Annotated in this window: 22 protein-coding genes; 13 read left to right on the top strand and 9 right to left on the bottom strand. The window is 63.9% G+C overall.

Annotated features, from left to right (window positions below; genetic code table 11):
* Positions 1–86 precede the first annotated feature (86 nt).
* The gene (locus ACYVNQ_RS19520; RefSeq protein WP_460904206.1) at positions 87–461 is read right to left on the bottom strand and encodes a response regulator transcription factor; all 375 of its coding nucleotides are present in this window, start codon (positions 459–461) and stop codon (positions 87–89) included.
* Between the two features lie 628 nt (positions 462–1,089).
* Here ACYVNQ_RS19520 and ACYVNQ_RS19515 point away from each other — a divergent pair.
* Entirely contained in the window at positions 1,090–1,320 is a 231-nt protein-coding gene (locus ACYVNQ_RS19515) for a hypothetical protein (RefSeq protein WP_460904205.1), read from the top strand.
* Between the two features lie 175 nt (positions 1,321–1,495).
* Here the strand turns inward: ACYVNQ_RS19515 and ACYVNQ_RS19510 are convergent, their stop codons facing one another.
* Complete coding sequence (locus ACYVNQ_RS19510; protein WP_460904204.1) at positions 1,496–2,554, bottom strand: AraC family transcriptional regulator; 1,059 nt, start codon at positions 2,552–2,554, stop codon at positions 1,496–1,498.
* A 267-nt stretch (positions 2,555–2,821) separates the two neighbouring features.
* On the opposite strand from ACYVNQ_RS19510, the gene ACYVNQ_RS19505 reads away from it, so the two are divergent.
* The gene (locus ACYVNQ_RS19505; protein WP_460904203.1) at positions 2,822–3,088 is read left to right on the top strand and encodes a hypothetical protein; all 267 of its coding nucleotides are present in this window, start codon (positions 2,822–2,824) and stop codon (positions 3,086–3,088) included.
* Between the two features lie 90 nt (positions 3,089–3,178).
* Here the strand turns inward: ACYVNQ_RS19505 and ACYVNQ_RS19500 are convergent, their stop codons facing one another.
* From ACYVNQ_RS19500 to ACYVNQ_RS19490, 3 genes are all read right to left on the bottom strand, one after another.
* Positions 3,179–4,375: a mechanosensitive ion channel family protein gene (locus tag ACYVNQ_RS19500; RefSeq protein ID WP_460904202.1), complete on the bottom strand. Its 1,197-nt coding sequence runs from the start codon at positions 4,373–4,375 to the stop codon at positions 3,179–3,181.
* 108 nt (positions 4,376–4,483) lie between these two features.
* Positions 4,484–6,031, bottom strand: coding sequence for a hopanoid C-3 methylase HpnR (gene hpnR, locus ACYVNQ_RS19495; protein ID WP_460904201.1), 1,548 nt, complete (start codon positions 6,029–6,031; stop codon positions 4,484–4,486).
* A gap of 429 nt (positions 6,032–6,460) precedes the next feature.
* Positions 6,461–6,721 (bottom strand): DUF1488 family protein, encoded by a 261-nt coding sequence (locus ACYVNQ_RS19490; protein ID WP_460904200.1) that lies wholly within the window; start codon positions 6,719–6,721, stop codon positions 6,461–6,463.
* Positions 6,722–6,944: 223 nt separating this feature from the next.
* Here ACYVNQ_RS19490 and ACYVNQ_RS19485 point away from each other — a divergent pair, with 223 nt between their 5' ends.
* Entirely contained in the window at positions 6,945–7,256 is a 312-nt protein-coding gene (locus tag ACYVNQ_RS19485) for an antibiotic biosynthesis monooxygenase family protein (protein WP_460904199.1), read from the top strand.
* Positions 7,257–7,295: 39 nt separating this feature from the next.
* Here the strand turns inward: ACYVNQ_RS19485 and ACYVNQ_RS19480 are convergent, their stop codons facing one another.
* Entirely contained in the window at positions 7,296–8,225 is a 930-nt protein-coding gene (locus ACYVNQ_RS19480; RefSeq protein WP_460904198.1) for a LysR family transcriptional regulator, read from the bottom strand.
* 236 nt (positions 8,226–8,461) lie between these two features.
* Between ACYVNQ_RS19480 and ACYVNQ_RS19475 the strand changes: the two genes are divergently transcribed.
* The 6 genes from ACYVNQ_RS19475 (at position 8,462) to moaA (ending at position 14,689) form a co-directional block, all read left to right on the top strand.
* Positions 8,462–9,406, top strand: coding sequence for a cupin (locus ACYVNQ_RS19475; RefSeq protein WP_460904197.1), 945 nt, complete (start codon positions 8,462–8,464; stop codon positions 9,404–9,406).
* A 267-nt stretch (positions 9,407–9,673) separates the two neighbouring features.
* Complete coding sequence (locus ACYVNQ_RS19470; protein WP_460904964.1) at positions 9,674–10,771, top strand: hypothetical protein; 1,098 nt, start codon at positions 9,674–9,676, stop codon at positions 10,769–10,771.
* 162 nt (positions 10,772–10,933) lie between these two features.
* Positions 10,934–11,266 carry an ArsR/SmtB family transcription factor gene (locus ACYVNQ_RS19465; RefSeq protein ID WP_460904196.1) on the top strand — a complete coding sequence of 111 codons (333 nt, stop codon included), beginning with the start codon at positions 10,934–10,936 and terminating at the stop codon, positions 11,264–11,266.
* Positions 11,267–11,314: 48 nt separating this feature from the next.
* The gene (locus ACYVNQ_RS19460; RefSeq protein ID WP_460904195.1) at positions 11,315–11,764 is read left to right on the top strand and encodes an SRPBCC family protein; all 450 of its coding nucleotides are present in this window, start codon (positions 11,315–11,317) and stop codon (positions 11,762–11,764) included.
* Positions 11,765–12,003: 239 nt separating this feature from the next.
* Complete coding sequence (locus ACYVNQ_RS19455) at positions 12,004–13,377, top strand: class I SAM-dependent methyltransferase (RefSeq protein ID WP_460904194.1); 1,374 nt, start codon at positions 12,004–12,006, stop codon at positions 13,375–13,377.
* A 256-nt stretch (positions 13,378–13,633) separates the two neighbouring features.
* A complete protein-coding gene (gene moaA / locus ACYVNQ_RS19450; RefSeq protein WP_460904963.1) occupies positions 13,634–14,689 on the top strand; it encodes a GTP 3',8-cyclase MoaA in 1,056 nt (351 codons plus the stop codon).
* Positions 14,690–14,726: 37 nt separating this feature from the next.
* Here the strand turns inward: moaA and ACYVNQ_RS19445 are convergent, their stop codons facing one another.
* Both ACYVNQ_RS19445 and ACYVNQ_RS19440 read right to left on the bottom strand, forming a co-directional pair.
* Positions 14,727–15,041, bottom strand: a complete 315-nt coding sequence (locus ACYVNQ_RS19445) for an ArsR family transcriptional regulator (RefSeq protein WP_460904193.1) — start codon at positions 15,039–15,041, stop codon at positions 14,727–14,729.
* Between the two features lie 58 nt (positions 15,042–15,099).
* Positions 15,100–16,524: an aminotransferase-like domain-containing protein gene (locus ACYVNQ_RS19440; RefSeq protein ID WP_460904192.1), complete on the bottom strand. Its 1,425-nt coding sequence runs from the start codon at positions 16,522–16,524 to the stop codon at positions 15,100–15,102.
* A 336-nt stretch (positions 16,525–16,860) separates the two neighbouring features.
* Here ACYVNQ_RS19440 and ACYVNQ_RS19435 point away from each other — a divergent pair, with 336 nt between their 5' ends.
* Together ACYVNQ_RS19435 and ACYVNQ_RS19430 are read left to right on the top strand one after the other, a co-directional pair.
* Entirely contained in the window at positions 16,861–19,167 is a 2,307-nt protein-coding gene (locus ACYVNQ_RS19435) for an FdhF/YdeP family oxidoreductase (protein ID WP_460904191.1), read from the top strand.
* 40 nt (positions 19,168–19,207) lie between these two features.
* Positions 19,208–20,125, top strand: coding sequence for a bestrophin family protein (locus tag ACYVNQ_RS19430; RefSeq protein WP_460904190.1), 918 nt, complete (start codon positions 19,208–19,210; stop codon positions 20,123–20,125).
* Positions 20,126–20,215: 90 nt separating this feature from the next.
* Here ACYVNQ_RS19430 and ACYVNQ_RS19425 read toward each other — a convergent pair whose 3' ends face one another.
* Entirely contained in the window at positions 20,216–21,112 is an 897-nt protein-coding gene (locus ACYVNQ_RS19425; RefSeq protein WP_460904189.1) for a LysR substrate-binding domain-containing protein, read from the bottom strand.
* A gap of 195 nt (positions 21,113–21,307) precedes the next feature.
* On the opposite strand from ACYVNQ_RS19425, the gene ACYVNQ_RS19420 reads away from it, so the two are divergent.
* Positions 21,308–22,828: an MFS transporter gene (locus ACYVNQ_RS19420; RefSeq protein ID WP_460904188.1), complete on the top strand. Its 1,521-nt coding sequence runs from the start codon at positions 21,308–21,310 to the stop codon at positions 22,826–22,828.
* A 39-nt stretch (positions 22,829–22,867) separates the two neighbouring features.
* Positions 22,868–24,313 (top strand): aminotransferase-like domain-containing protein, encoded by a 1,446-nt coding sequence (locus tag ACYVNQ_RS19415; RefSeq protein WP_460904187.1) that lies wholly within the window; start codon positions 22,868–22,870, stop codon positions 24,311–24,313.

Raw genomic sequence — 24,313 nt, 5'->3', positions numbered from 1 at the left:
ACTTCATGCCGAGGGTTTACGCGGGGACTTGCGACCCGGCCGCTTCTGGCGGCTCACCTGGTGGCTGCTGTTGCACGGCAGTCCGGCTAGTTCGAGGCGCCGAGAATGGACTCGAGGCAGCGCGTCATTTCAGCTGCATCGACCGGTTTGTGTAGAAAGGCACGTGCGCCATTCGCACTGGCTTGACGCTGCGCTTCGTCGGAAGGGAAGGCTGTGACGAAAATGATGGGCAGCGGGTTGCCGATTGCAATCAGATGCGCCTGCATTTCGAGGCCCGTCATGCCCGGCATCTGGATATCGCAAACGATACACGCCGTATCGGTGCGATCGCCCGACTGTAGAAACGCTTCCGCCGAAGCAAATAGTTTGACGCCCCAGCCCAATGAGCGAATGAGGCTGGCGGTAGCGATCCGGACCGATTCGTCATCGTCGACGATCGAAACAATGAGTGCGTAAGGCAAAGCTGCAGATCCTTCATGAGGATTGGCCAGCCAGAGCGCGTGCGCGCCCCGTTAAATTAGCCGGATCAATCTATCTGTTACGCTGCGCAGCGTAAATCATATGTAAGTATGAAGACCATGGCGCAACGGTTAAATATCGGTGCACCCATGCGTCGTCTATGCGCCGTGATTGTGTACCGCGCGTAGCCTGCCTAAATTTCGATGTGGATACAATCTCATCGTGCGCTTCGCACAGCGCAAATTGAAACGGATCGTTATTTTTACCGCCTGACGTGGCCGCATTGCCACATAAAGCGCAATCATGCCAAGTATCCGTGCGCACGCACACTTGAAGCGGCCGCTCCGCGCTGTGCATATCGATGCGTCGACAACCATCGACAACCATCCGCAACCACGCACCATCATTACCCTTACAGCACAAAGCAATTCCCGAAGTAACGCGGTGGAATAAATCGACGGGCTCCAGGTTAACTCATGTGCTAGCGGGCCTGCCGTTGGCACGGGTACATGCCGCACCGTTACCCGTTTACAACTATAACGCGCGATCTGCTTTCGCTTCGAAGGCGTCGCGCTCCATCTACTCTGCTACCGGAATGCAAACAACCATGAACTGAACGGACGCTACGCATTGACGCCGGCCTTCTCGCCAGGCGGCTCCTATACGTTCACACATGGCCATTTCGACGCCGCCTCGGCGCAAGCCTCACCTAAGTGGAATCAGTTCATGGTGCAGGTCGATTACACGCTGTCGCGCCGTAATGATGTTCATCTGGATGTCGTGTATCAACATGTGGGGCGCACACGGCACTGCCGTGCCCGGCAATGCGTCGGTGTTCAATCGCGCGACTTCGTCGAGTGACCGGCAGGCAACCGTCGGGGCCGGCATCCGGCATCGGTTCTAAACCGATCGATCTCCCAAGGGGCTGTGCGGTGGTCCCTTTTGCGCTGCCCGTTCGCGGGCAGCGTTTTTTTTGTGCTTTTTCAATCGCAGCGGCGAGCTGCGACGGATCACAGAAGACGACCGCAGACGGGCTTCAGTTACGTATGGCGGCGTCCGACACCGCCGCAACGGTTTCGCGGGCTTTGTCGATCACCGCGGCTCCACCCTCTTTTGCGCGGCTCTTACGCCAGCCCGCCGGCGGCATGCCGAATTCGCGCTTGAATGCGCGATTGAACGCCGCCTCCGATTCATAGCCGATCTGTTCCGCGATGGCGGCCAATGTCTTCGTACCGTTCACCAGTTCCTGTGCCGCGATCATCAGGCGCCAGCTTGCGAGATACTGCATCGGCGGTTGACCAAGCAACTCGCTGAAACGCTGTGCCAACGCGGAGCGCGATAAACCGACCTTGCGCGCGAGTTCGTCGACGGTCCAGCAGTGCGCGGGCTGCGCATGCATAACGGCGAGCGCGCGGCCGACGAAGCGATCGCCCACCGCAGCCAGCCAACCTTTGCGATCCGGCGGCAGCGCATCGATACAGCGTCGCACCGCTTCGACAAACAGCAATTCCGAGAGCCGTGCGAGCACCGTGGCGCTGCCGGCACGCCATTGCGCCGCTTCGATCGCCGCGAACTTCAGCGACGATTCGAGCCACGCGGAGTGCGGGTCGTTGCGCATGTCGATCTTGAACATGCGGGGCAATGCTGCGAGCACCGGGTTGTTGAATGATTCGTCGCAGGCCAGAAAGCCGCATAGCATGCGCGTGGCGTCGCCGCCTCCGCCGTAGTGAACTCTCAGCACGTCGCCCGGCGACGCGCGCAACGGGTTGGCCAATAATTCGCTGCCTTGCACCGGCGGCAGGTCGCGTGCGCTGGCCATCACGTGCGCCTCGCCTTGCGGCACCACCAGCAGTTCGCCGGCGTCGACTTGCAGCGCAGCACCCGGTTCGTCGGGCAGCCACGCCCAGCAGCGCCCTTCGGTGATCAGATGATAGGACACAACCCTTTCCGAATGCGGCAGCAGCCCGGGCATGAAGTACTCCCGTAACGGCGTATCCGTTTGCCCATACAGACACCAGGGCGCGGTGAATTCGCCGTTCAGATACACGGCACCGCTCAGGCGCACGAAGCGCAGCACATCCGACACCGCATCCATAATCCGCTTACCGTCTGTTCCGGCGCTTCGCACAAGAATTCTGGACGCCAGATCATTCATCAAAGAAGCCTTCGCCAAGATACTACTCCCACGTACAGCTGCAACTGCATGCATCCGCTACAAAAAGATGCACGCGGAAACGGTCATCCGTGTATTTGAAGTTGAACGATCAACACGTACGTTTTTTAGACGTCCCGGAGGGGTTGATCGAGATCACGCGGCGCAGCACTCCGACAATCGGTCCAATCACTCTTCAGGAGCACTACCATGACTCACGGCACACTTGCAGCTGTCGCCATCGCTATCGCCACCGCAGCGGCCTCCCTGGCGCTGACACGTTCGGCGCTCGCCAGCGGCTATGGCCCCGCCCCCTTCTATCAGCCAGCCGACGGCGCACCGGCTTCGCAGCGCGGCATGAGCACGCAAGCGCTTGCGGCGGACGACGCGCGCACCAATCGTACGAACGGAATTGCCCCTTCGAAGGATAAGCAGGAGTTCGCTGAAACGATGCTGACCGCGGGCGACAAGCACTAACCCGGCAGCAAGCCGATCTGACGACGGCCGGCGTGCAATGGCGCGCCGGCCGTTTGATTGATTGATCTGATGCAGCGAAGAAAAATATCGCTAGCGCTTCTGGAACACGCGTAAGCCGAACAGCGGCAGAACGCCGTACACGTGGTCGAACATATCGGACTGCAGCGCTTCGTACGCTTCCCAGCGTGTCTCGTCGACGAACAGGAATACTTCGAGCGGCAAACCGTATTGTTCCGATTGAAGTTGCCTCACGACGAGCGACATATCGCTGCGCACGGCCGGATGTCTGCGAAAGTATTCGATCAGATAGCGCCGGAACAGCCCGAAATTGGTCATGCGTTCGTTGCCCAGCAGCGCTTCGATATCCACCTGCATGTCGGTGCTCGATTTCAGCCGGGCGAGCAATTCATCCTCGCAAAAGCGGATCGTGTCGAAGTCCAGATTGATCGCGTGCTTCACGCGCCGCCCGCCGGCAGCGAACATGCCGCGCCAGTTGCGCACGCCGTTGGCGATCAGCCCGTAGCTCGGCAGCATCACGATCGAGTTGTCGAAGTTGCGCACCTTGATCGTGTTCAGCGAGATGTCGATCACGACGCCGTCGGCGGTAAATCCCGGCACCTCGATCCAGTCGCCGATACGCACCATGTCGTACACAGCAAGCTGGATGCTTGCGACAAAGCCAAGCAGCGAATCGCGGAACACGATGATCAACAGTGCCGTCATCGCGCTGACGCCGGTCAGGAAATACGTCGGCGAGCGCTGCAACAGCAGTGAGATGATCGCAATCAGCGCGATCAGATACAACACGATCGCCGCCACCTCCAGAAAGCTCTTGATCGGCTTTTCATTGGCAAACGGGTAGTGGCTGTAGTGATCTTCGATGCTGGTGAGAAACGCGCGCGCGGCCCACGCGGCCGTCAGCACCATGAAGCAGGACGACAGCACTTCCACCGGCACGCCGAGCGCGGCGATCACCGGAAACGTGATGCCCTTCAGCAGCGGCGCGGACAGGTAGATGATGTAGGCCGGCACAAGCGGCGCAAGCCGGTCGAACACCTTGTGACGCACGGCCTCGCGCAGCCAGCTGCGGCGTTCGTTGCGCGCGAGGCGCCCGGCAATCTTCACCAGCACGAAACGCGTGATGAAGAAACAGATCGCACTGGCAAGAAAGATCAGCACGAACAGCGCCGCGACGAGTATGACCGCCACCACCGGGCTTTCGGTGTGAACGTAGAAGTGGTGACTACCGTCGGGTGCGGTGACGAACTGAAATATGCCGTCGAACATAACGTGTCCCCAGCTCGGCCAACCTGGTGCTTCGTCGCTACGTGCGATTTGCGCGCGAAGCTTGCGTCTGCGATTTCGTTTGCTTCTGTGCTTGCGTTTTCGTCTGCGTCAGCCGGTACCCATGCGCGTCTGGTCGACGAAGTGCTCGGTCGCGTCGTCGATCTTGCGTCCCTTGCGGCCCACTGGACCGTGAATATACAGCGTCTTTGCACTGGGCCGCGCAGCGTCGCTCGCGAATTCAGGCGGCGGCGTCATCTCATAGCGCACTTCGCGAGCATGATCGGCAAGCTGTAGTTCAGGATTGAACACCGAGTTGAAGCGCCACAGCATGCGCACGAAATTCGTCTGCCCGCGCAGCAGCAGCGCAGCCGCCTCGCTCGCCGCACCGCGCAGCGCGCTCCAGCCAAGATGCTTGCGGTTGAGCACCTGCTGCGTCTTGACGAGTTCCGCATAGAACTCCGGCAGCGGCAAGCGCGTCGGCAGCACCGCGTGCTGGATGTCGTAGAGCCGATAGTCGAGGCTCGTCAGGCGGCGCCGTTCGCGCATCCAGATTTCCGTGCCGGGGTACGGCGTATTCACGCTGATATTGACGATCTCCGGAATCGCCAGACACCATTGCCGCACCGCTTCGAAGCGCTCACGGTCCCAGTCGGGATCGGCGATCAGGTTGATCGCCACTGTCAGTCCAAGCGAGCGCGCAAACTCCAGGGCCTCGAAATTCTTGTCGACGTCGACGCGCTTGCGGAACGCCTCGAGACCCGCCGCATCGATCGCCTCCATGCCGATGAACATGTACTGCAGCCCAAGCTTGCGCCAGAACGCGAACACTTCCTTGTTGCGCACCAGCACGTCAGCGCGCGTCTCGAGGTAATACTGCTTGCGGATCTTGCGACGCTCGATCTCGTGGCCGATCGCCATGCCATGGTCGGCATGCACGAACGCGACGTCGTCGACAATGAATACGCCCGGCTCGCGCAGCGACGCAAGTTCCTCTGCGATGATCTCTGGGCTGCGCGAACGATAGGTGCGCCCGTAGAAGGTCCACGCGCTGCAGAACGTGCAATCCCATGGGCAGCCGCGCGCAAATTCGATCGAGGCGCATGGGTCGAGCACACCAATGAAGTATTTGCGCCGATGCCGCAGCAGGTCACGTGCGGGGCGAATGTGGTCGAGCGATTCGACGAAGCCCGGCGGCGGCCCTTCGCCGTCGCGCGTGATCGCGCCCGGTACCCGCAGCAAGTCGCCGCGCGCCTGCGCGACGCTCAGCAGCTGCGCAACCGATGCTTCGCCTTCGCCTTTCAGCACGCAGTCGATTGCACCTTCCGCGTGACGCAGGATGTCCGCGGCAGTGAACGACACGCTATGTCCACCGACGAATACGAAGCAATCGGGCCGCTTCGCCTTGATCGCCTTCGCGAGGTCGATGATTTCGGGAATGTTGGCGAGATAGTTGCCCGAGAAACAAACGGCATCCGGCTGCCAGTTGCGGATCCAGCGATCGAGATCGCGATGCGTCTCGACCTGCAGATCGATCAGCCGCACCTCGTGGCCGGCTTCCCGTATCACGGCAGCGACCGTCTCGAGGCCGAGCGGCTCCAGACGCAGGAACACGCGGGTGTACATCAGGCCGCTGGGATGAACCGCAAGTACTTTCATGAATTCTCCTGGCGGCCAGACACGGCACGCGAAGTTCGGCAACGGCCCAAAGCCGCTGCCTTTCACGGTGAAGTTTCCTGCGCACGTCGTCCGCCGCGGCCGATGGCCACAGCGCCGAGCCCTCGACCCCGCTCGAGGTTAACAACGATTCTACTGTCGAAGCGGCGTTGTCTGCCTGGAAGCGTGGCACAACCGCCGCACGACAGCGCGCAACGGGACGGCGCTTCGCATGGCGCAACGCGTGTTGCGGATGAATCGGGAGGGAGATACGCCAGGATGCCGATGAGGTTTGCAAGGATCGGAAAACGTCGGCAAACCGCGCCAGGCAGAGGTAAAAGCGGCGAACCACGAACAGTCAGCGAACCGGCACTGGGCCAACCGCGCGTCCGCTGATGGCCGGCGGACGCGCTGGCGGTACAGGTTGGCGCGCTAGTCGAGGTCGCGCGTCTCCAGCTCGACGGATTGACCGCCATTGCGCTCGAGCACGCGTTGCGCGGCGGCTTCGATGCGTGGACGGTTCGCTTCGAAGGACTGAACCAGCTCGTGAGAAGAAGTACCTGTGTTGCCGAAATGATCGTTCAATGCATCCATCGAAACGCTGCACCAGACTTCCTTGCCGCTGACCTTCGCTTCGAATGCAACACGCGATGCCGCCACGACATGGCGCCGGCCGGTAAATTCAATCGTCATTTTGCTGTTCCTCAGGTGCTGAAAGCGATGGCATGGTGATACGGTCGCGCAGCAAGGCGCGCTCCAGCCGGGCTGGCGGGTCGCGTGCGGGCACGGGGCTGGCGACATCGGACAGCCTATGCCGTTCGCTGAAGACGCACAATAGGCGTTCTATAATCGGTCACCCGCCCGCGATTCGAGCTTCGGGCATCACCGGGCAACAACCGACACAGGATTGCAACGCATGTACATCGCGATGAACCGCTTCAAGGTCGCCCTCGGTTCCGAGGCCGCATTCGAACAGGTTTGGAAAAGCCGCGACTCGCACTTGCAACAAGTGCCCGGCTTTGTCGAATTCCACCTGCTCAGAGGCCCCCGCAAGGACGATCACGTGCTCTATTCGAGCCATACGGTCTGGGCCAGCCAGCAGTCCTTCGAAGCCTGGACCCAGTCCGAGGCATTCCGCGCCGCGCATCGCGATGCGGGCAGCAACCGGCCACTCTATCTCGGGCATCCGGAGTTCGAAGGCTTCGAAGTCATTCAGACTGTCAAATAACCGCGCATGAAGCGGTTGCGAGCTGGTGGGCCATTTACGTCAGGCCTGCCAGTAGCGCTCGTCCGCGTAGAGCGCCGCGTAGAAATCCAGAAACGCGCGCACTTTGGATGAGACGGTTTTCTTCGGCGGGTACACGGCCCAGATCGCCGGGTCTGCGTGCGCTGTACGGGCTTCCCATTCGGGCAGCAACTGCACCAGTGTGCCCGCGCGCAGTGCCGCGCCTGCAGCCCATGCAGGCAGCAGTGCAATGCCGCACCCTGCAATGGCCAGTTCGAGCAAGGCGTCGGTATCGTTGGCGCGGATGCGCCCGTGCAACTGCACCGCCACTTCCTTTTGCCGCGCGGCGCGCGCCGCGCGCTTGACCAGCAGCCACTTGTCGTCGGGCGCGAGCGCGACGCGCAATGCGGTATGCGCCGCCAGTTCAGCGGGGGTAGACGGCGTACCGTGCTGCTTCGCATAAGCCGGGCTCGCACAGACGATGCGCCGATGGTCGGCCAGCCGCCGCGCCATCAACTGCGAATCGGGCAGCACGCCAATGCGGATCGCCAGATCGACACGCGCTTCGATGATGTTGAGCGGCTCATCGGTTAGCACCGCATCGACATCGATATGCGCATAGCGCTCGGTGAACGCACGCAGATGCGGAATCACATGACGCCGGCCGAATGAGCCTGGCATCGTCACGCGCAACAGGCCCTGTGGCGATGCATTCAACGATGCGGCGAGCTGACGTGCTTCGTCGAGGCGCTGTACCGCTGTTTGCGCGTGCGTGCGAAACACGTGGCCACCTTCGGTCAGCACGAGGCCGCGTGTCGAACGGTTGAACAGCGCGATACCGAGATCGGCCTCGAGTTCGCCGATATGGCGCGACACCGTCGAAGTCTTCACTTCCAGTTGCGCGGCCGCCTTGCTGAAGCTGCCGAGTTCTGCCGCATGAAGAAACGCGCGCACCGCTGCGAAATAGTCCATGAATGATGATCGATTGGATAGATGCCACGCGGACGAGGCGCCGCTGATGTAACGGAACATAGCGTTGCGCGGCGCGCGTGGCTAGCCCTTTTCTGCAAAGCTGATTCGCCGTCTGGGCGGTTCAGCCGCGCGGCCTGCCGGCCTACAGTGACGTCGAAGGTTGAGCAACACACGAAGCGGCGGCAACGCCCACGTGGTCTGCAACCTGACTCGACCGCCACTTACCGGAGAGAATCATGCTGGATCAAACCAAAAGCACGACGCTTGCAATGAACGACGCGGTGAGCACCGATGCGCAGTACTTCGAATACACGTCGTCCGCGAACCCGATTGGCGCGAAGCTGATTTCACGCGTACCGTACCGCAGTTTTCCCGCTGCGCTGTACGACAGCGGGCCGACCCGCATCGTCCCACTCGATCTGTCGGCCGAACTCGGCTGCCCAAGCCCGGCGACCGGCCCGGGGCTCGCCGCGCACTTCGTGCGCATCGCTGCGGGCGAAACCATCGCGGTCGCGCCGAATGCGACGTCGCTGGTGTTCTACGCGATCGACGGCTCGGGTATCGCCGCGCAAGGCGACGTGAGCTTCCAGTTCGCCAAAGGCGACTTCTTCACGATACCCGGCGGCGCGGAAGTCAAACTCGCCGCTGAATCGACTGCGCGCCTGTATTACGTCAACGATGCACCGTTGTTGACTTATCTCGGCGTCAGCCCGGCCGCCGCGCGCTTCACGCCGACGCTGTATCCGGCCGAACGCGCCGAACAGGAACTGCAGAAAGTGTCAGCCGCCCCCGGCGCGGGGCAACGCAATCGCGTCAGCATCCTGCTCGGCAACGCGCGCTTTCCGCAGACGCGCACCGTCACGCACTCGCTGTGGGCGATGTTCGGCGTAGTCGCGCCGAATACGATGCAAAAGCCGCATCGCCACCAGTCGATCGCACTCGATTTCATCTCGGCGTGCGAGCCCGGCTGCTATACGCTGGTCGGTACCGAACTGGACGCGCAAGGCAATATTGCCAATCCGCAGCGCGTCGACTGGGAGCCCGGTATGGCGTTCGTCACGCCGCCCGGATACTGGCATGCGCACTTCAACGAATCGGGCGCGAACGGTTACGTGATTCCGATTCAGGATGCGGGGCTGCAGACGTATCTGCGCTCGCTCGATATCCGCTTTGCGCATTGATCGATAGCACCGCGTAACGGTGCTGTTTGCGACGCCTGGCGAGTGCCTGCGAAATTGTGTCGCGCAGGCGCTTCCCAGGCGTTTTCCAGTCCTTTTCCAGCCCCTCCAGAATCCCCGCCAACCCAAGCCCCGCGGGCCTCTGCGGCCCATGACACAGCCTGACATAAGTTTGCAAGAGACTTCACCGGCGCGTCCTCCTATAGTTCACTCCGTCGCCACGCAATGCAGTACGAAGTGGCTCCCAACCGCCAAGGACTCGCCGTGAACATCCGATCAAATGCCGCTACCGCCGCTCAGGTTTCGCCGGTTTCCTCCGCAGCTGTCGCCAACAAGCGCGGCGTGCTGCGCCACCTCGTGATGGCCGCCGCAGCCGCGGCATTCGCGCTCGGCAGCGCCTCCGCGTGGGCTGGCTGGGGGCACGGCGGCACGGCTTACACGTCGCACGGTACGTACACCGGCGGTCACTACACGTCGTGCGGCGGCAGCACCTGCTCCCATGCAGGCGGCGTGGTCGGCCCGTGGGGCGGTGCCGCAACCAACAACGGCAGCGTGACGCGCACCGGCACCGGCCAGTTCTCGAACTCGGGCACCGCAACCGGCCGCTACGGCAACCAGGTGCAGCACTCGGGCAACACCGATTGCGCCGGCGGCACCTGCTCGCACACCGGCTCCATGACCGGCCCGGACGGCAAGACCGCCACGACGTCGGATTCGGTGACGCGCAACGCACCCGGCCAATACTCTTCGTCGGGCACGGTCACCGGCTCGAACGGGAACACGGTCAACCATTCGGCCTCGACCAACTGCGCGGGCAATTCGTGCTACCGGTCGGGTAGCGCCACCGGCAACGACGGCGGCACCGTGTACCACTCGGGCAGCGCGACACGCGTCGGGTCGAATACGGTCGTCACGTCGAGCTCGGTGACGGGTACGCACGGCACCACGGTGACGACCGGCGGTTCGGTGACTGCGGTCAGCGCGTCGGTTGCGGTAGTGCCGGCTCCGGTGGTCGTGGCGCCCGCTCCTGCTCCGGTGGTCGTGGCTCCTGCACCGGTAGTGGTCGCCCCGGCTCCGGTGGTGGTAGCGCCGCCGCCGGCACAGGCTGTCGTGGTGGTGCCGCCGCCGGCTCCGAAGACGGTGTATGTCGCGCCGCCCCCGCCGAAGACCGTGTACGTCGCTCCTGCACCGAAGACCGTGTACGTCGCGCCGGCTCCGAAGGTGGTGTACGTTGCGCCGCCCCCGCCGAAAGCAGTCGTGTACGTCGCGCCGGCGCCCCGTATGGTCTACGTCGCGCAACCGCGCCCCGCCGTGTGGGTGCCGGGACACTGGATGGGCCGCATGTGGATTCCGGCACATTGGGCCTGAACGCAACGCAGCAATAAGGCAGGAGGAGCAGGCGGGAACCGGTCGCAAGCCGGTTCCCGCTTTTTTGTTTGGGTGCACGCGAGGCGCAGCTTTTCGCAACGCGATGCGCTTTGAGCGCTATAATCCAGCTTGACATGCAACCAAACGGTTACCTATTATCCAATGGACGACGACGCCGTGTTCCGCGCGCTGGCAGACTCCAGCCGCCGCCTGCTGCTCGACCGGCTGCACGCAGAAAGCGGCCAGACCTTGCTGCAGTTGTGTCAGGGGCTCGACATGTCGCGCCAGGCGGTGGCCAAGCATCTGCGGATTCTCGAAGAGGCGAACCTGGTGTCGTCAAAGCGCACGGGGCGCGAGAAGCGCCATTTCCTGAACCCGGTGCCGATCAATGAGATCGCGGAACGCTGGATCGGCAAGTTCGAGCGGCCGCGGCTCGCGGCGCTATCGGAACTCAAAGAAGCGCTCGAACGCCCGGACGGCGAGCGCAGCGAATGAGCCTCGGCGGCGCGCAGCCGGCACTGGCTCGACAATGGAGGCAGAACCATGGCAGGCAGCACGTTTATCTATGTCACCTACATCCGCACGTCGCCGGACAAGCTGTGGAAGGCGCTGACGAGCCCCGAATTCATCAGGCAATACTGGTTCGGCATGCATTGCGAATCGGATTGGCAAACCGGCTCGTCGTGGCGGCTGATGTTCGAGGACGGACGCGTGGCCGACACCGGCGAAATAGTCGAAAGCACGCTGGGCAAGCGCCTCGCGATCCGCTGGCGCAACGAATTCAAGCCCGAGCTGAAAGCCGAAGGCGATTCGCTGTGCGTGATGGAAATCGAAGCAACCGGCGACGCCTCGAAGCTGACCGTCACTCACTCGATCGACAAGGATGGATCGGAGTTCATCCGTGCAGTATCGGGCGGCTGGCCGCGCATTCTGTCGAATCTGAAGTCGCTGCTGGAGACTGGGGACGTGGCGCTGGCAAGCAAGCCTAACTGATAGGAATCACACGGTCTTGCGGCACTGCGCAATCGCGTGCCGCTCAACTCGCCGCAGAAGCGGGCGAAAGTACATCTGGCATCAGTTGCCTGATACCCACAGGCGCAGATCACTCGCCCCGTAGCCGCCACGCCCTCGCACTGTGTTCTGCTGTTCGCCGCCGGATTGTGTCTGCCGCACGCACGCGCACGCCGCTACGCTGTGACGCTTCGCAACCTGCATCAGGCAACGGAGACGGCATGACGCAACGCCCGCCCGTCGCAACCGCGCTCGACCGCTGGGTCAGGCGCGTGCGCGATACGCTCGACCTGCCGGCACAGCTGCGCATCGCGGGCGGTAGACCCTATGCGCTGGGGCGCTCGGCGGCGCCGACTGTCGAGATCGTCGTGCGCGACCGGACTGCGCTGCCGCTGCTGTTCGATGCGCACCTCGACGCGCTTGCCGAAGCGTACGTAAAGCGGCGCATCGACGTGCACGGCCCGTTGTCCGACATCGTCGAGGCGGCGACGCGCCTCGCCACCCTGCGCAAAGCGGACCCCGCGCCTACGGCCGACCACCCGGCGCAGCGGCCCGCCAGCGCCAACCCTGACACCGACAACGCCAGCGACCCCAACGCCCCCGCCGACAACGAACACGCGCAACTGCGCTACCACTACGACCTGTCGAACGATTTCTACCGGCTCTGGCTCGACGACGACCTCGTCTACACGCCCGCGCGCTTCGAACACGCCGGCGATACGCTCGAAAACGCGCAGCGCCATGCGCTCGACCGCACACTCGACGAGCTGCAGCTCGCCCCCGGGCACATGCTGCTCGACGTCAATTGCGCGTGGGGCGCACTGGTGATTCGCGCCGCGCAACGGCACGGGGTGCGCTGCATCGGCATCACACAGGCGGAAAACCAGTATCAGCTCGCCACCGAACGCGTGCGCGCCGCGGGTCTCTCCGAGCGCATCGAGATTCGCCTTGCCGACTATCGCACGCTGGCTGGCCGCTTCGAGCGCATCGCGAGCGTCGGGCTCGGCGCGCCGACCAGCGCACGCGAGCTCACGCGACGCTTCGCCAAACTGCATCAGCTGCTGGCCGACGACGGCATCGTCGTCGCGCACAGTCTCACGTCCGCCGCACCCGGCGCGCAGCCGGACGCGCTGCCGTCCAGCGACCTGCTGGCGGGCCGGCATCTGGCGCGCTATGTGTTTCCGGCCGCACCGCCGCCGCCTGTTTCGTTCACGCTGCAGGCAATGCAGCACAACGGCCTCGAATCGCTCGGCATGGAAAATCTGCGCAGTCAGCACGCGCTCACGCTGCAGTGCTGGCTGCAGCGTTTCGAGCGGAACGCGCCGCGCATCCGCGAGACGATCGGCGAAACCAAGTACCGGATCTGGCGCGTGTATCTGGCGGGCCGCGCCTATGCGAGCGCAGCCGGACGTATGTCGCTGTACCAGATCGTCGGGCAGAAGGCAGACCGCGCGGCAGCCGATGCCGGCTGGATGGGCGCGGGCCTGTCGTCGCCTGCGCCTTCGCAGGCATCGATGGCTGCGCCTGCCAGCGCGTCGGCAACGGGTACGCCGCACCCGTCGCTGAGTGCGCATCCGCCGCAGCTCGGACGATAACAGCCACCAACTGTGCTCTTTCAGCCGACCCCGCACTGTATCCGTGCAAAACAGCCGACTCGCCCTATTCTGACCGTGCGCCCAAAGCGCGCGCGCAGCCCGATGTCAGGCCAGCGCGCCGCCGCGCGACGAACGGAGAATCCGCGTGAGTGATGTGTGTCTGCCTGAAGTGTCGGACCTACCCGAGGCCAACCGCGCCGCCGCCGGCAGCGCCGCATGGCTGCGCGCGCGCCCGACGCCGGCCGGCACCCAGGCATTGCGCAGCGCGGACTTCGACAACGCCTGCACCGATTCACTCGGCCGCGCGTTGCAAGACCTGCGGCTATCGGTGATCGACCAGTGCAATTTTCGCTGCACGTATTGCATGCCGAAGGAAGTGTTCACGAAGGACTACCGCTTCCTGAGCGCAGCCGAACGTCTGTCGTTCGACGAACTGGCCACGCTGGCCGGCGCATTCGTCAAGCTGGGCGTCGAGAAAATCCGTCTGACCGGCGGCGAGCCGCTGCTGCGCAAAGACCTCGAGCGCCTGATCGAACGCCTTGCCGGCATGACGACGCGCCGCGGCCGCCCGCTCGAACTGGCGCTGACTACCAATGGCTCGCTGCTCGCGGCCAAGGCGCGCGGCCTGAAAGCAGCCGGCCTGCAGCGTGTGACGGTGAGCCTCGACAGCCTCGACGACGACGTGTTCCGCCGCATGAACGGTGTCGATTTCCCGGTATCGCGCGTGCTCGAAGGCATCGAGGCCGCCTACGCAGCCGGCCTCGCGCCGCTCAAGGTGAATACGGTGATCGAGCGTGGCGTCAACGAACACCAGATCGTGCCGCTCGCACGGCACTTTCGTCATAGCGGCGTGACGCTGCGCTTCATCGAGTTCATGGATGTGGGCGGCGCGGCGTCGTGGACGCAACACAACGTGTTCACCTCCGCCGACGCGCGGCGCATGCTTGAAGAAGTCTATCCGCTGGTCCCGCGCGAGCAGCAGCAGCGCAGCGACACCGCGCAGCTCTATCGCTATGCGGATGGCGCCGGTGAAGTCGGCTTCATATCGAGCGTGTCGCACCCGTTCTGCGGCGACTGCACGCGGGCACGCGTGGCCGCCGACGGCAAGCTGTACCTGTGCCTGTTCGCGACCGAATCGTTCGATTTGCGCCGGCTCGTCAAAAGCGGTTGCAGCGTCGACGATCTCGCCGGCGAAATCCGCGCGGTTTGGGCGCGCCGCGGCGATCGCTACTCGGAACTGCGCGAAGAAACCCGCGCGACACCGGGCAAGAAACACTACCCGACCGTACGGATGTCGCTGGTCGGCGGCTAGTCCGGCCGCCCGCGCCGCACGCGCCGCGGGCCACACATTACGCCTGCCCTTCGAACAGATCCGAGCATAATGCCGCACCCGCGTCGGTCAGCACCGCGTTGCCGGTGCCGTCCGGCCGCACCTCCACTTCGACCAGTTCCGCCACCGTCAGATCGGTCAGCAGGCGGCGCAGCGTGCTCATCGGAAATTGCAGACGCTTGCTGAGCTTGGCGAGCGACCACGGCTTGTCGGGCGATTCGCTGCGTGCCTGCCACAGTTCCGCGAGTACCGCGGCGAGTTGCACCTGCGGATCGTTCATGTCGGGCGCGGCATCGTCGGGCATGCCTTCGTGGTCTTGCGAGTTCAGGGCCATGTGCGTCTCCAATCGGTTTTTAATAGTCGTCCACCAGCCGCGCGTGCGCTCGATGCGCTTAAGCGGCCGTACGCATACACGATGCAACCAGCTTGCCAAGCGTGATCACCGCCGATTCGACCCGCTCGTTCCACGGGTAGCTGTAATTGAGCCGGATAAAGTTGCGGTAGCTCGGCGTCGTCGAAAACATGTAGCCGGGCCCGACTGTAATGCCATTCTCGAGCGCCAGCTGATACAGCCGCATCGAATCCACCTCGGCCGGCAATTCCACCCACAGCACATAGCCGCCCATCGGTTCCGAGGTCTTCGTGCCTTCCGGAAAGAAGCGCTTGACCATCGCCTTCATCAGATTGGCCTGCTGTGCATAGGCCTTGCGCAGCTTGCGCAGATGATGATCGTAGCTGTCGTGCTTCAGATACTCGGCAATCGCGAGTTGCGGAATCGACGGGGTAGTCAGCGTATTCAGGAATTTCAGCTTCTCGACCTGCTCGCGGTAGCGGCCGGTGATCGCCCAGCCGATCCGGTACATCGCAGACAGGCTCTTCGAAAACGACGCGCAATGCAGCACCAGGCCTTTCTCGTCGAACGACTTGAGCGCGCTCGGATGCGAGCCGCCGTAATAAAGCTCGTGATACACGTCGTTTTCGATCGCAGGCACCTCATAGCGCGCCAGCAGTTCGACGAGTTCGCGCTTCTTGTCATCCGGCATCTGGAAACCGAGCGGATTCTGGAAATTCGGCATCACCATGCAGGCGCCGATACGCTGCGTTTCCAGAATGGTGGCGAGCGCCCCGAGATCGATGCCCTCGCGCGGATGCGTGGCGACCTCGATCGCGCGCATGCCCATCCGTTCGATCGCGTGCAGCATCGCGTAGTAAGTGGGCGATTCGACGGCAATCACGTCGCCGGGCTTCGCCACCGCCTGCAGACACAGATTGATCGCCTCGGTCGCGCCCACCGTAATCACGATCTCGTTCGGGTCGATCGACAGCCCATTCTCCATATAGCGCTTGGCGATTTGCCCGATCAGCGGCCGGCAGCCCGGCGGCAGTTCCTCGGAGCCTTGCCATAGCGCGGGCCGCCGCGCGATCGCGTTCGCGTACTGGTTGATGCGCTGATACGGAAACGCGGACGGATCCGGATAGGGCGAGCCGAGCGGCACCGCCTCGTCGCTGCGGATCGAGCGCAGCGTGGACAGCACGAGCCGGCTCACGTCCACCGAAGCGGAGATCGCCATCGGCCGCGATGCCGCGAGTTCGGCAGCGGCCGCCGGGCCGCGCGGTCGCACCACATAGCCCGATTGCGGACGGCTTTCGATCACCCCACGGCTTTCGAGCAGCGCGTACGCACGCAGCACCGTCGTGATGCTCAGCCGATGGTGCTGGCTGGTGCGCCGCACCGACGGAATCTTTTCGCCGGGCAGATAGACGCCTTGCGCAACCAGCGCTTCGATGTCGTCGGCGAGCTTCTCGTACAGTTTCAAGCCTTTCTCCCCGCTTGTTTTCGCTTCTGGGTGCGCCGCGGGCGCCTGCCGCAAGGACGGCCGCGCTCGAGGCCGCCTCGCCCCACCAGCGGCCCAGGCATCACCGTGGATCGCCGCATTGTGCCATCGCTTATGCACCACTTGCAGGCGCTGTACTGCTTTTCGCGCCCAGCAAGCCCGACTGTGCTCTTTATCTATCGCAGATTGTGTGTCTGCCGCGACGTAAGGCCGCGCCCTACCATGCAACGCATGAACCGTAGCCGTGCGCCGCGTGAGCAGTCAGAAGCGGGCCACGGCTACCGCAGTGTGGCAAGCAGGTCTCCTGGAGTGATTGTCGTGGAACAGCAAAAGCAGCAAGCGCGCATCGAACCTTACAAACATCCGGCAGCGGGCTGGGGTGCCCTCAAGTACGTCGCGTTGAACCTGATCAAGGAACGCGTCGCCGGCGCCAACTACAAGACGCTGTTGCGCCAGAACCAGCCCGATGGTTTCGATTGCCCGGGTTGTGCATGGCCCGATCGCGAGAAAGGATCGACCTTCGAATTCTGCGAAAACGGCGTGAAGGCCGTGGCGGCGGAAGCCACCGGCAAGCGCGTCGTGCCGAGCTTCTTCGACGCGTACACGGTCGAACAGCTGATGCAGCAAAGCGACTACGAACTCGAACAGCACGGCCGCCTGACCGACCCGATGGTCTACGATCCGGTCACCGACAAATACAAGCTGATCGGCTGGGACGACGCATATCAACTGATCGCGAGCCATCTGAACCGGCTCGACAATCCAGATCACGCGGCGTTCTACACGTCCGGCCGCGCCAGCAACGAAGCGGCATTCCTGTACCAGCTGTTCGTGCGCATGTACGGCACCAACAACTTCCCGGACTGCTCGAACATGTGCCACGAAGCGACCAGCCGCGGCTTGCCGCACACGGTCGGCGTCGGCAAGGGCACGGTGCTGCTCGAAGACTTCGAGCATGCCGATACGATTCTGGTGTTCGGCCAGAATCCGGCCACCAACCATCCGCGCATGCTCGGCGAGCTGCGTGAAGCCGCCAAACGCGGCGCGACCATCGTGTCGATCAACCCGCTGCGCGAGCGCGGCCTCGAACGCTTCGCGAGCCCGCAGCATCCGATCGAAATGTTGACCGGCGGCAGCACGAAAATCGCGTCGGCGTTTATCCGGCCGAAAGTCGGCGGCGACTTCGCGCTGTTGAAGGGCGTCGCAAAACGCCTGATCGAACTCGACGACGAAGCAAAGGCCGCCGGCGCCGAACGCGTGCTCGACGTCGAATTCATCGAAGGCCACACGGCAAACTTCGCGGCATTCGAACAGGATCTGCGCGCCGAATCGTGGGACCTGCTGGTTGAAGAAGCCGGCCTGCCCCGCGAAGAAATCGAAGTGCTGGCGCAGATCTACGCAAAAGGCCGCAAAGTGATCGCGTGCTGGGGCATGGGCCTCACGCAGCACAAGAATTCGGTCGCGACGATCCACCTGCTGTCGAACCTGATGATGATGCGCGGCAATATCGGCCGCGAAGGCGCGGGCCTGTGCCCGGTGCGCGGCCACTCGAACGTGCAGGGCAACCGCACGATCGGCATCGAAGACAAGCCGACGCAGGCCTTCCTCGACCGCCTAGGCAAGGCATTCGATTTCGAGCCGCCGCGCGAGCATGGTCTCGACGTGGTCGAAACGATCGCGGAGATGTTAGAAGGCAAGGTGAAAGTGCTGATCGGCCTGGGCGGCAATTTCTCGATCGCCACGCCCGATACGCCGCGTACGTGGGACGCGCTGCGCATGCTGGACCTGTCGGTACATATCACGACCAAGCTGAACCGCAGCCACCTGATACACGGCAAGGAAGCGCTGATCCTGCCGACGCTCGGCCGCACCGAAATCGACATTCAGGGCGGACATTCGCAAGGCGTGACCGTCGAGGATTCGATGTCGATGGTGCACATCTCGTACGGGATGAACATTCCCGCGTCGAAGAACCTGCAGTCGGAAACCGCGATCGTCGCCGGCATCGCACACGCGACGCTCGGCAGCAAGAAGGTGCCGTGGCTGTGGTACGCGGAAGATTACGCGCGGATTCGCGACGCGGTCGAAAGAAGCATTGACGGCTTCGATGGTTACAACGAACGGCTCGCGCAGCCGGGCGGCTTCCATCTGCATATCGCATCGCGCGAACGCATCTGGCTCACGCCGACCAACAAGGCGAACTTCATCGTGCATCAGGTCGAGCACGACACGCCGGTCAAACGCGCCCGCGAACAGCACGGCACGCGCGTGATGACGCTGATGACCACCCGTTCGCACGACCAGTACAACACCACCATCTACGCGCTCGACGACCGCTATCGCGGCGTGTACGGCCAGCGCCGCGTGGTGTTCGTCAACAAGGAAGACCTGCAGATGCTGGGCATGAACGCAGGCGAATGGGTCGATATGGAAACGGTGTGGGACGACGGCATCGAACGGCGCGCGGACCGCTTCCTGCTGGTCGAATACGACATCCCGCGCGGCTGCATCGGCGCGTATTACCCGGAAACCAATCCGCTGGTGCCGCTGCATAGCGTCGGCGATATCTGCAATACGCCAACCTCGAAGTCGGTTCCGGTACTGCTGCATCGGCACGCAGCGTGACCGGTTCGTCCAGCACGCACCGCGCCAGGCGCCGCACATCATGATCGTTCGCCCGCAAGAGAACTGGTTTCGCATGCTGTTCGTCTGGAACGGTTCGGTGCTGCCGTCGATCCTTCCGCAGTTGGCGTTCGTGCTGCTGGTCAACGTCATCGCGGTGATGACCGACGGCACGATCTTCGGCGAGAAAGTGCCGCTCAATACGACGCCGTTTACGCTGGTGGGCGTTGCGCTGACGATCTTTCTCGCGTTTCGCAACAACGCTTCCTATAGCCGTTACTGGGAAGCGCGCCAGCACTGGGGCGACGTGCTGATCGCGGGGCGCGCGCTGGCTTCGCAGGTCATCGCGTATGTGCCGGCCAGCGCGGATTTCGAGCGGCGCGCGTACGTCAACAAGCTGATCGCGTTCGCGCACGCGTTGAAGCACCAGTTGCGCGGCACCGACCCGTTCGCCGATATCGTCCGGTTTCTGCCGTCGGAACGCGCCACTGCGCTGGTACACACGCGCTATCGGCCGATTGCGCTGATCTGCGACTTGCGCGCCGCACTCGCCGATCTGTATGCAAGCAAGGCTATTTCGAGCCAGCAGCTGATGATGCTCGACAACCAGGTCAACCATCTGGCGGCGGCCGTGGCAGGATGCGAACGCATCGCAACAACGCCGATTCCCTACCCGTACGGCGTACTGTTGCACCGGACGGTCTACGCGTACTGCATGCTGCTGCCCTTTGGTCTGGTCGATTCGATCGGCTTCGCGACGCCGCTGGTCGCGGTGTTCGTCGCGTACACGCTGATCGCGCTCGAGGCGATCGCCAGCGAAGTGGCCGAGCCGTTCGGCTCGCAGCCGAACAGCCTGCCGCTCAATGCGCTGTCGCGCAATTTCGAGCGCTCACTGCTCGAACTGTGCGGCGCGGAATTGCCGGCGGAATGGACCGCCAGCCAGGGTTATCAGATGACGTAAGCGGGGCCGCGGTGCGGCAGCGGCGCTGTGCCGTGCGCCACGCCACACGTGTGCAGCGAAACGCATGCTCTTCACGACGCACGATGCGTTTCAGGCACGACGCTCAAGCGAATCCGGCACGGTTCGCGTGATCTGCTCGATCAGGCTGCGCACGGCCGGCGCGCGCTCGAACTTGCGAAAAACGGCCGCCACTTCCGACGTGATCGGCTCCCCCGCAAGCTCCCTGAATACGACGTTGGGCAAACGCGCGACCTCGGCCAGCAGGTTCGGCACGATGGCCACGCCCACGCCGAGCGACACTTCGGTCAGTACCGCCAGCAGCCCACCCGGCGCGCTGGCGATATCCGCGCTGAAGCGGCCGCGCCGCGCCACTTCAAGCGTGCCGAGACGCTGTTCGGGCACCACGAAACGTTCGCCGGCAAAAGCGCGCGAGCGCAACGGCCCGTCTTGTTGTGCGAGCTTGTGTTCCGCCGGCAGCGCCGCGCAAAAGCGGTCGATCAGCAACACATGCTGACGCACCGACGGCGGCAACTCCACCGGCAAACGCACAAACGCAATATCGAGGCGACCGTCGTCGAGCAACACGGGGAGTTGCTCCATCGGAAACTCGCGCGCGTCGATATACACGTGTGGCCGCGCACGACGAAACATCCGGATCTGCTGCTGCATCACACCTGAAAACGCTGCCGACCCGATAAAGCCCACGTTGACGCGCCCGAGTTCGCCGCGCCCCGCGCGGCGGCCGATGCTGATGGCCCGCTCGAACTGCTCGAGCGTCGCGCGGGCTTCGGCGAGAAACGCTTCGCCGGCCGGCGTCAGCGCGACCGAGCGCTTGGTGCGGCTAAACAGCTGCGCATCGAGCGCGTGTTCGATCTGCTGGATCTGTACCGTCAGCGTGGGTGCCGAAATACCGAGCGTTTCAGCTGCCTGAGCAAAATGCAGCTGCTCGGCTACCGCGATGAAATAGCGCAAGTGTCTTAGTTCCACGCTCGGCTCCCGAAGCCTCTATTAGGTGGAAACTAATTATATCGACAAACACCGTTAATGAAATCGTGCGCGAACACTGGTTGAATTGAGCCTCGTGCCGCCGCAAGGCGGCTTTGCTCTCCCGTTTGCCCGCCCGTTTGCACGGTTCGTTTGCCGCGTGGTTGGCACGCGCGTTTTGCATCACACAAGGTCTTCATGAGTTCGATCCCCGCTGAGCGACCGCTGTCGCGCCAGACCGCCCTGCTGCTGACCGCGTCGGTCGGCTGCGCCATGACCGTGCTCGACACGAATGTGGTCGGCATCGTGCTGCCCACCATTGCGCGCGATCTGAACGCGTCGTTCGCCGACATCGAGTGGGTAATCAGCGCGTACGTGCTGTGCTTCGCGTCGCTGCTGTTGCCGGCCGGCTCGATTGCCGACCGCTTCGGACGCAAGCGCGTGTTCCTGATCGGCATTGCGCTATTCGCGGCGGCATCGCTACTGTGCGGCCTCGCGCCGAGCGCCCAGGCGTTGTACGTGGCGCGTGCACTGCAAGGCGTCGGCGCGGCATTCCAGCTGGCGCCGGCGCTCGCCAACATCGGCCACGCGTTCCATGACGAACGCGAACGCGCGCGCGCATGGGCCACGTGGGGCACCTTCATGGGCATGACGATGGTGACCGCGCCGCTGATCGGCGGCGTGATCAACGCGTATCTCGGCTGGCGCTGGGCGTTCTACATCAACGTGCCGATCTGTGCGGCGCTGGCGATCGGCGTGTTGAAGAACATCGAAGAATCGCGCGACCCGACGCCGCGCACGCTCGACTTCCCCGGCATCGCGCTGTTCGCCGCGGCGATGTTCGCGCTGACGTGGGCGCTGATTATCGGCCCGGGGAGCGGCTGGACCAGTTCCGCGGTGTTGACGCGCGGCGGTGCCGGCGTCGCGCTGTTTGCGCTGTTCGCACGCGTCGAGGCGCGCCGCGCGCATCCGATGCTCGATCTGATGCTGTTCCGCTCGCTGCCGTTCGTCGGCGCGATTGCCGCGATGTTCGCTTATGCGGCCGTCGCGCAGGTGATGGCGTCGCTGCTGCCGCTGTTTTTGCAGAATGCACGCGGCGAGACACCGCTCGAAGCCGGTATCGGCATGCTGCCGTTTGCCGTCGCGATGCTGGTGCTGCCGATGGTCGGACGCCGGCTCGGCAAATTCATGCCGCCGTACCGCATCCTGACGCTCGGCCTGCTGATTGCCGGCGGCGGCAATGCGCTGCTGAGCTTTGCCGCAGGCTCCACCAATCAGGCGCTCCTGTTCGCCGGCATGGCGCTGCTCGGCAGCGGCGGCGGCCTGCTGAACGGCGAAACGCAGAAAGCGATCATGAGCACCGTGCCGCGCGAACGCGCCGGCATGGCCTCCGGCATCAGCACGACGGCGCGCTTCTCCGGCATTCTGCTTGGCTTCTCGGGGCTGGGCGCGGTGCTCGCGCAATCGGCGCAAAGCGCGCTGCAGCACAACGTCCAGGCGGCCGGGCTGACGGTGCAGCCAGGCTTTATCGAGCGGGTCGTCGCCGGCGACTTCGAACGCGCCACCCAGCTGTATCCGCAAACCTTGACCCACACCGTGATGCAGGTTGCGCGCGCGGGCTACGGCGCCGGCTTCGCGAGCGCGTTTGCGGCTGCGACCGGCGTCGCGCTGGTAGCCGCGGCCATCGTATTCGGTTCGATGCATTGGCGTAAGCGATAATCGCGGGTGCGCATGTGCGCGCCCACGACCTGACGCCCGATGACCCGATATGAAGCGCTTGCGAACACCATGGCTGCCGAGATCCGCTCGGGCAGCCTTGCGGTTGGCGCACGCATGCCTTCGTTGCGGCAGGTCATTGCGCAGCATGGCGTCAGCCAGTCGACGGTGTTTCGCGCTTACTACCTGCTCGAAGAGTGGGGGCTGATCCGCGCGCAGGAGCGCTCGGGCTTTTACGTCGCGCCGGGCGCGGCGCTCGCCAGCAAGCCGCCGGCCCGCGCCGCCGAGCCCGCCAAGGTCGATATCAGCGATCTGGTGTTCTCGGTGCTCGACGCTGCCAAGCAGCCGGGCATCGTGCCGCTCGGTTCCGCGTTCCCGTCCCCACTGCTGTTCCCGCTGCCGCGTCTGGCCAAATCGCTCGGTCAGGCCGCACGCTTTATGAACCCGTGGAGCACCGTTGCGGACTTGCCGCCCGGCAACGAAACGCTGCGCCAGCAGATTGCGTTGCGCTATCTGCGCATGGGCGTCGCGCAACCGCTCGAACAGATCGTCGTCACCAACGGTGCGCTCGAAGCGCTGAACCTGAGCTTGATGGCCGTGACGCGGCCGGGCGACGTCGTCGCCGTCGAGGCGCCCGGTTTCTATGCAGCGCTGCAGGCGATCGAACGGCTCGATTTGCGGGCAGTCGAGATTCCGGTGCACCCGCGCGACGGGCTCGACCTTGCAGCCCTCGAACGTGCGTTACACGATTATCCGGTGCGCGCGTGCTGGTTCATGACCAACTTCCAGAATCCGACCGGCGTCACGCTGCCGATCGAGCGGAAAAAGGCGTTGGTGGCGCTGCTTGCGCAACACCAGGTGCCGCTGATCGAAGACGACGTGTACGGCGAACTGCATTTCGACGCGGACTATCCACTGCCTGCGGCCGCGTTCGATACGCAGGGCCTAGTAATGCATTGCAGTTCGTTCTCGAAGACACTCGCACCGGGCTACCGGATCGGCTGGGTTGCGGCCGGCCGTTTTGCAGACCGCGTGCAGCGGCTCAAGCTGATGTCGACGCTTTCATCGAGCATTCCGGTGCAGGCCGGCATCGCCGATTACCTGCAGCACGGCGGCTACGACAAGCATCTGCGCAAGCTGCGCAGTGCGTTGCGCACGCAACGGGATCAGATGGACGCGGCGATCACCCGCTGGCTGCCGGCCGGCGTGCGCTGGGTGCGCCCGCACGGCGGCTACTTCCTGTGGCTCGAACTGCCGGATGCCATCGATGCGATGGCGCTGCATCGGCTCGCGATCGAGCGCGGCATCAGCGTCACGCCCGGGCCGCTGTTTTCCGCGACGCACGCGTTCGAGAATTGCGTGCGGGTCAATTTCGGCCACCCGTGGAGCGCGAAAATCGACGATGCACTGCGCGTGCTCGGCGAACTGCTGGGCGACGCGGCCGTCGCGGTACGCGAGACGAGCAACGCGGGCGAACCACACGCCTAG

It is taken from the genome of Paraburkholderia jirisanensis (assembly GCF_054782355.1).
This window is presented reverse-complemented; position numbering and strand designations above follow the sequence as displayed.

Bases quoted from the DNA above. Each gene is read 5' to 3' on its own strand.
- ACYVNQ_RS19480 (WP_460904198.1), bottom strand. From the start codon at position 8,225: ATGGACTATTTCGCAGCGGTGCGCGCGTTTCTTCATGCGGCAGAACTC.
- hpnR (WP_460904201.1), bottom strand. From the start codon at position 6,031: ATGAAAGTACTTGCGGTTCATCCCAGCGGCCTGATGTACACCCGCGTG.
- ACYVNQ_RS19445 (WP_460904193.1), bottom strand. From the start codon at position 15,041: ATGGCCCTGAACTCGCAAGACCACGAAGGCATGCCCGACGATGCCGCG.
- ACYVNQ_RS19430 (WP_460904190.1), top strand. From the start codon at position 19,208: ATGATCGTTCGCCCGCAAGAGAACTGGTTTCGCATGCTGTTCGTCTGG.
- ACYVNQ_RS19505 (WP_460904203.1), top strand. From the start codon at position 2,822: ATGACTCACGGCACACTTGCAGCTGTCGCCATCGCTATCGCCACCGCA.
- ACYVNQ_RS19420 (WP_460904188.1), top strand. From the start codon at position 21,308: ATGAGTTCGATCCCCGCTGAGCGACCGCTGTCGCGCCAGACCGCCCTG.
- ACYVNQ_RS19460 (WP_460904195.1), top strand. From the start codon at position 11,315: ATGGCAGGCAGCACGTTTATCTATGTCACCTACATCCGCACGTCGCCG.
- ACYVNQ_RS19475 (WP_460904197.1), top strand. From the start codon at position 8,462: ATGCTGGATCAAACCAAAAGCACGACGCTTGCAATGAACGACGCGGTG.
- ACYVNQ_RS19500 (WP_460904202.1), bottom strand. From the start codon at position 4,375: ATGTTCGACGGCATATTTCAGTTCGTCACCGCACCCGACGGTAGTCAC.
- ACYVNQ_RS19415 (WP_460904187.1), top strand. From the start codon at position 22,868: ATGACCCGATATGAAGCGCTTGCGAACACCATGGCTGCCGAGATCCGC.
- ACYVNQ_RS19510 (WP_460904204.1), bottom strand. From the start codon at position 2,554: ATGGATGCGGTGTCGGATGTGCTGCGCTTCGTGCGCCTGAGCGGTGCC.
- ACYVNQ_RS19455 (WP_460904194.1), top strand. From the start codon at position 12,004: ATGACGCAACGCCCGCCCGTCGCAACCGCGCTCGACCGCTGGGTCAGG.
- ACYVNQ_RS19490 (WP_460904200.1), bottom strand. From the start codon at position 6,721: ATGACGATTGAATTTACCGGCCGGCGCCATGTCGTGGCGGCATCGCGT.
- ACYVNQ_RS19485 (WP_460904199.1), top strand. From the start codon at position 6,945: ATGTACATCGCGATGAACCGCTTCAAGGTCGCCCTCGGTTCCGAGGCC.
- ACYVNQ_RS19465 (WP_460904196.1), top strand. From the start codon at position 10,934: ATGGACGACGACGCCGTGTTCCGCGCGCTGGCAGACTCCAGCCGCCGC.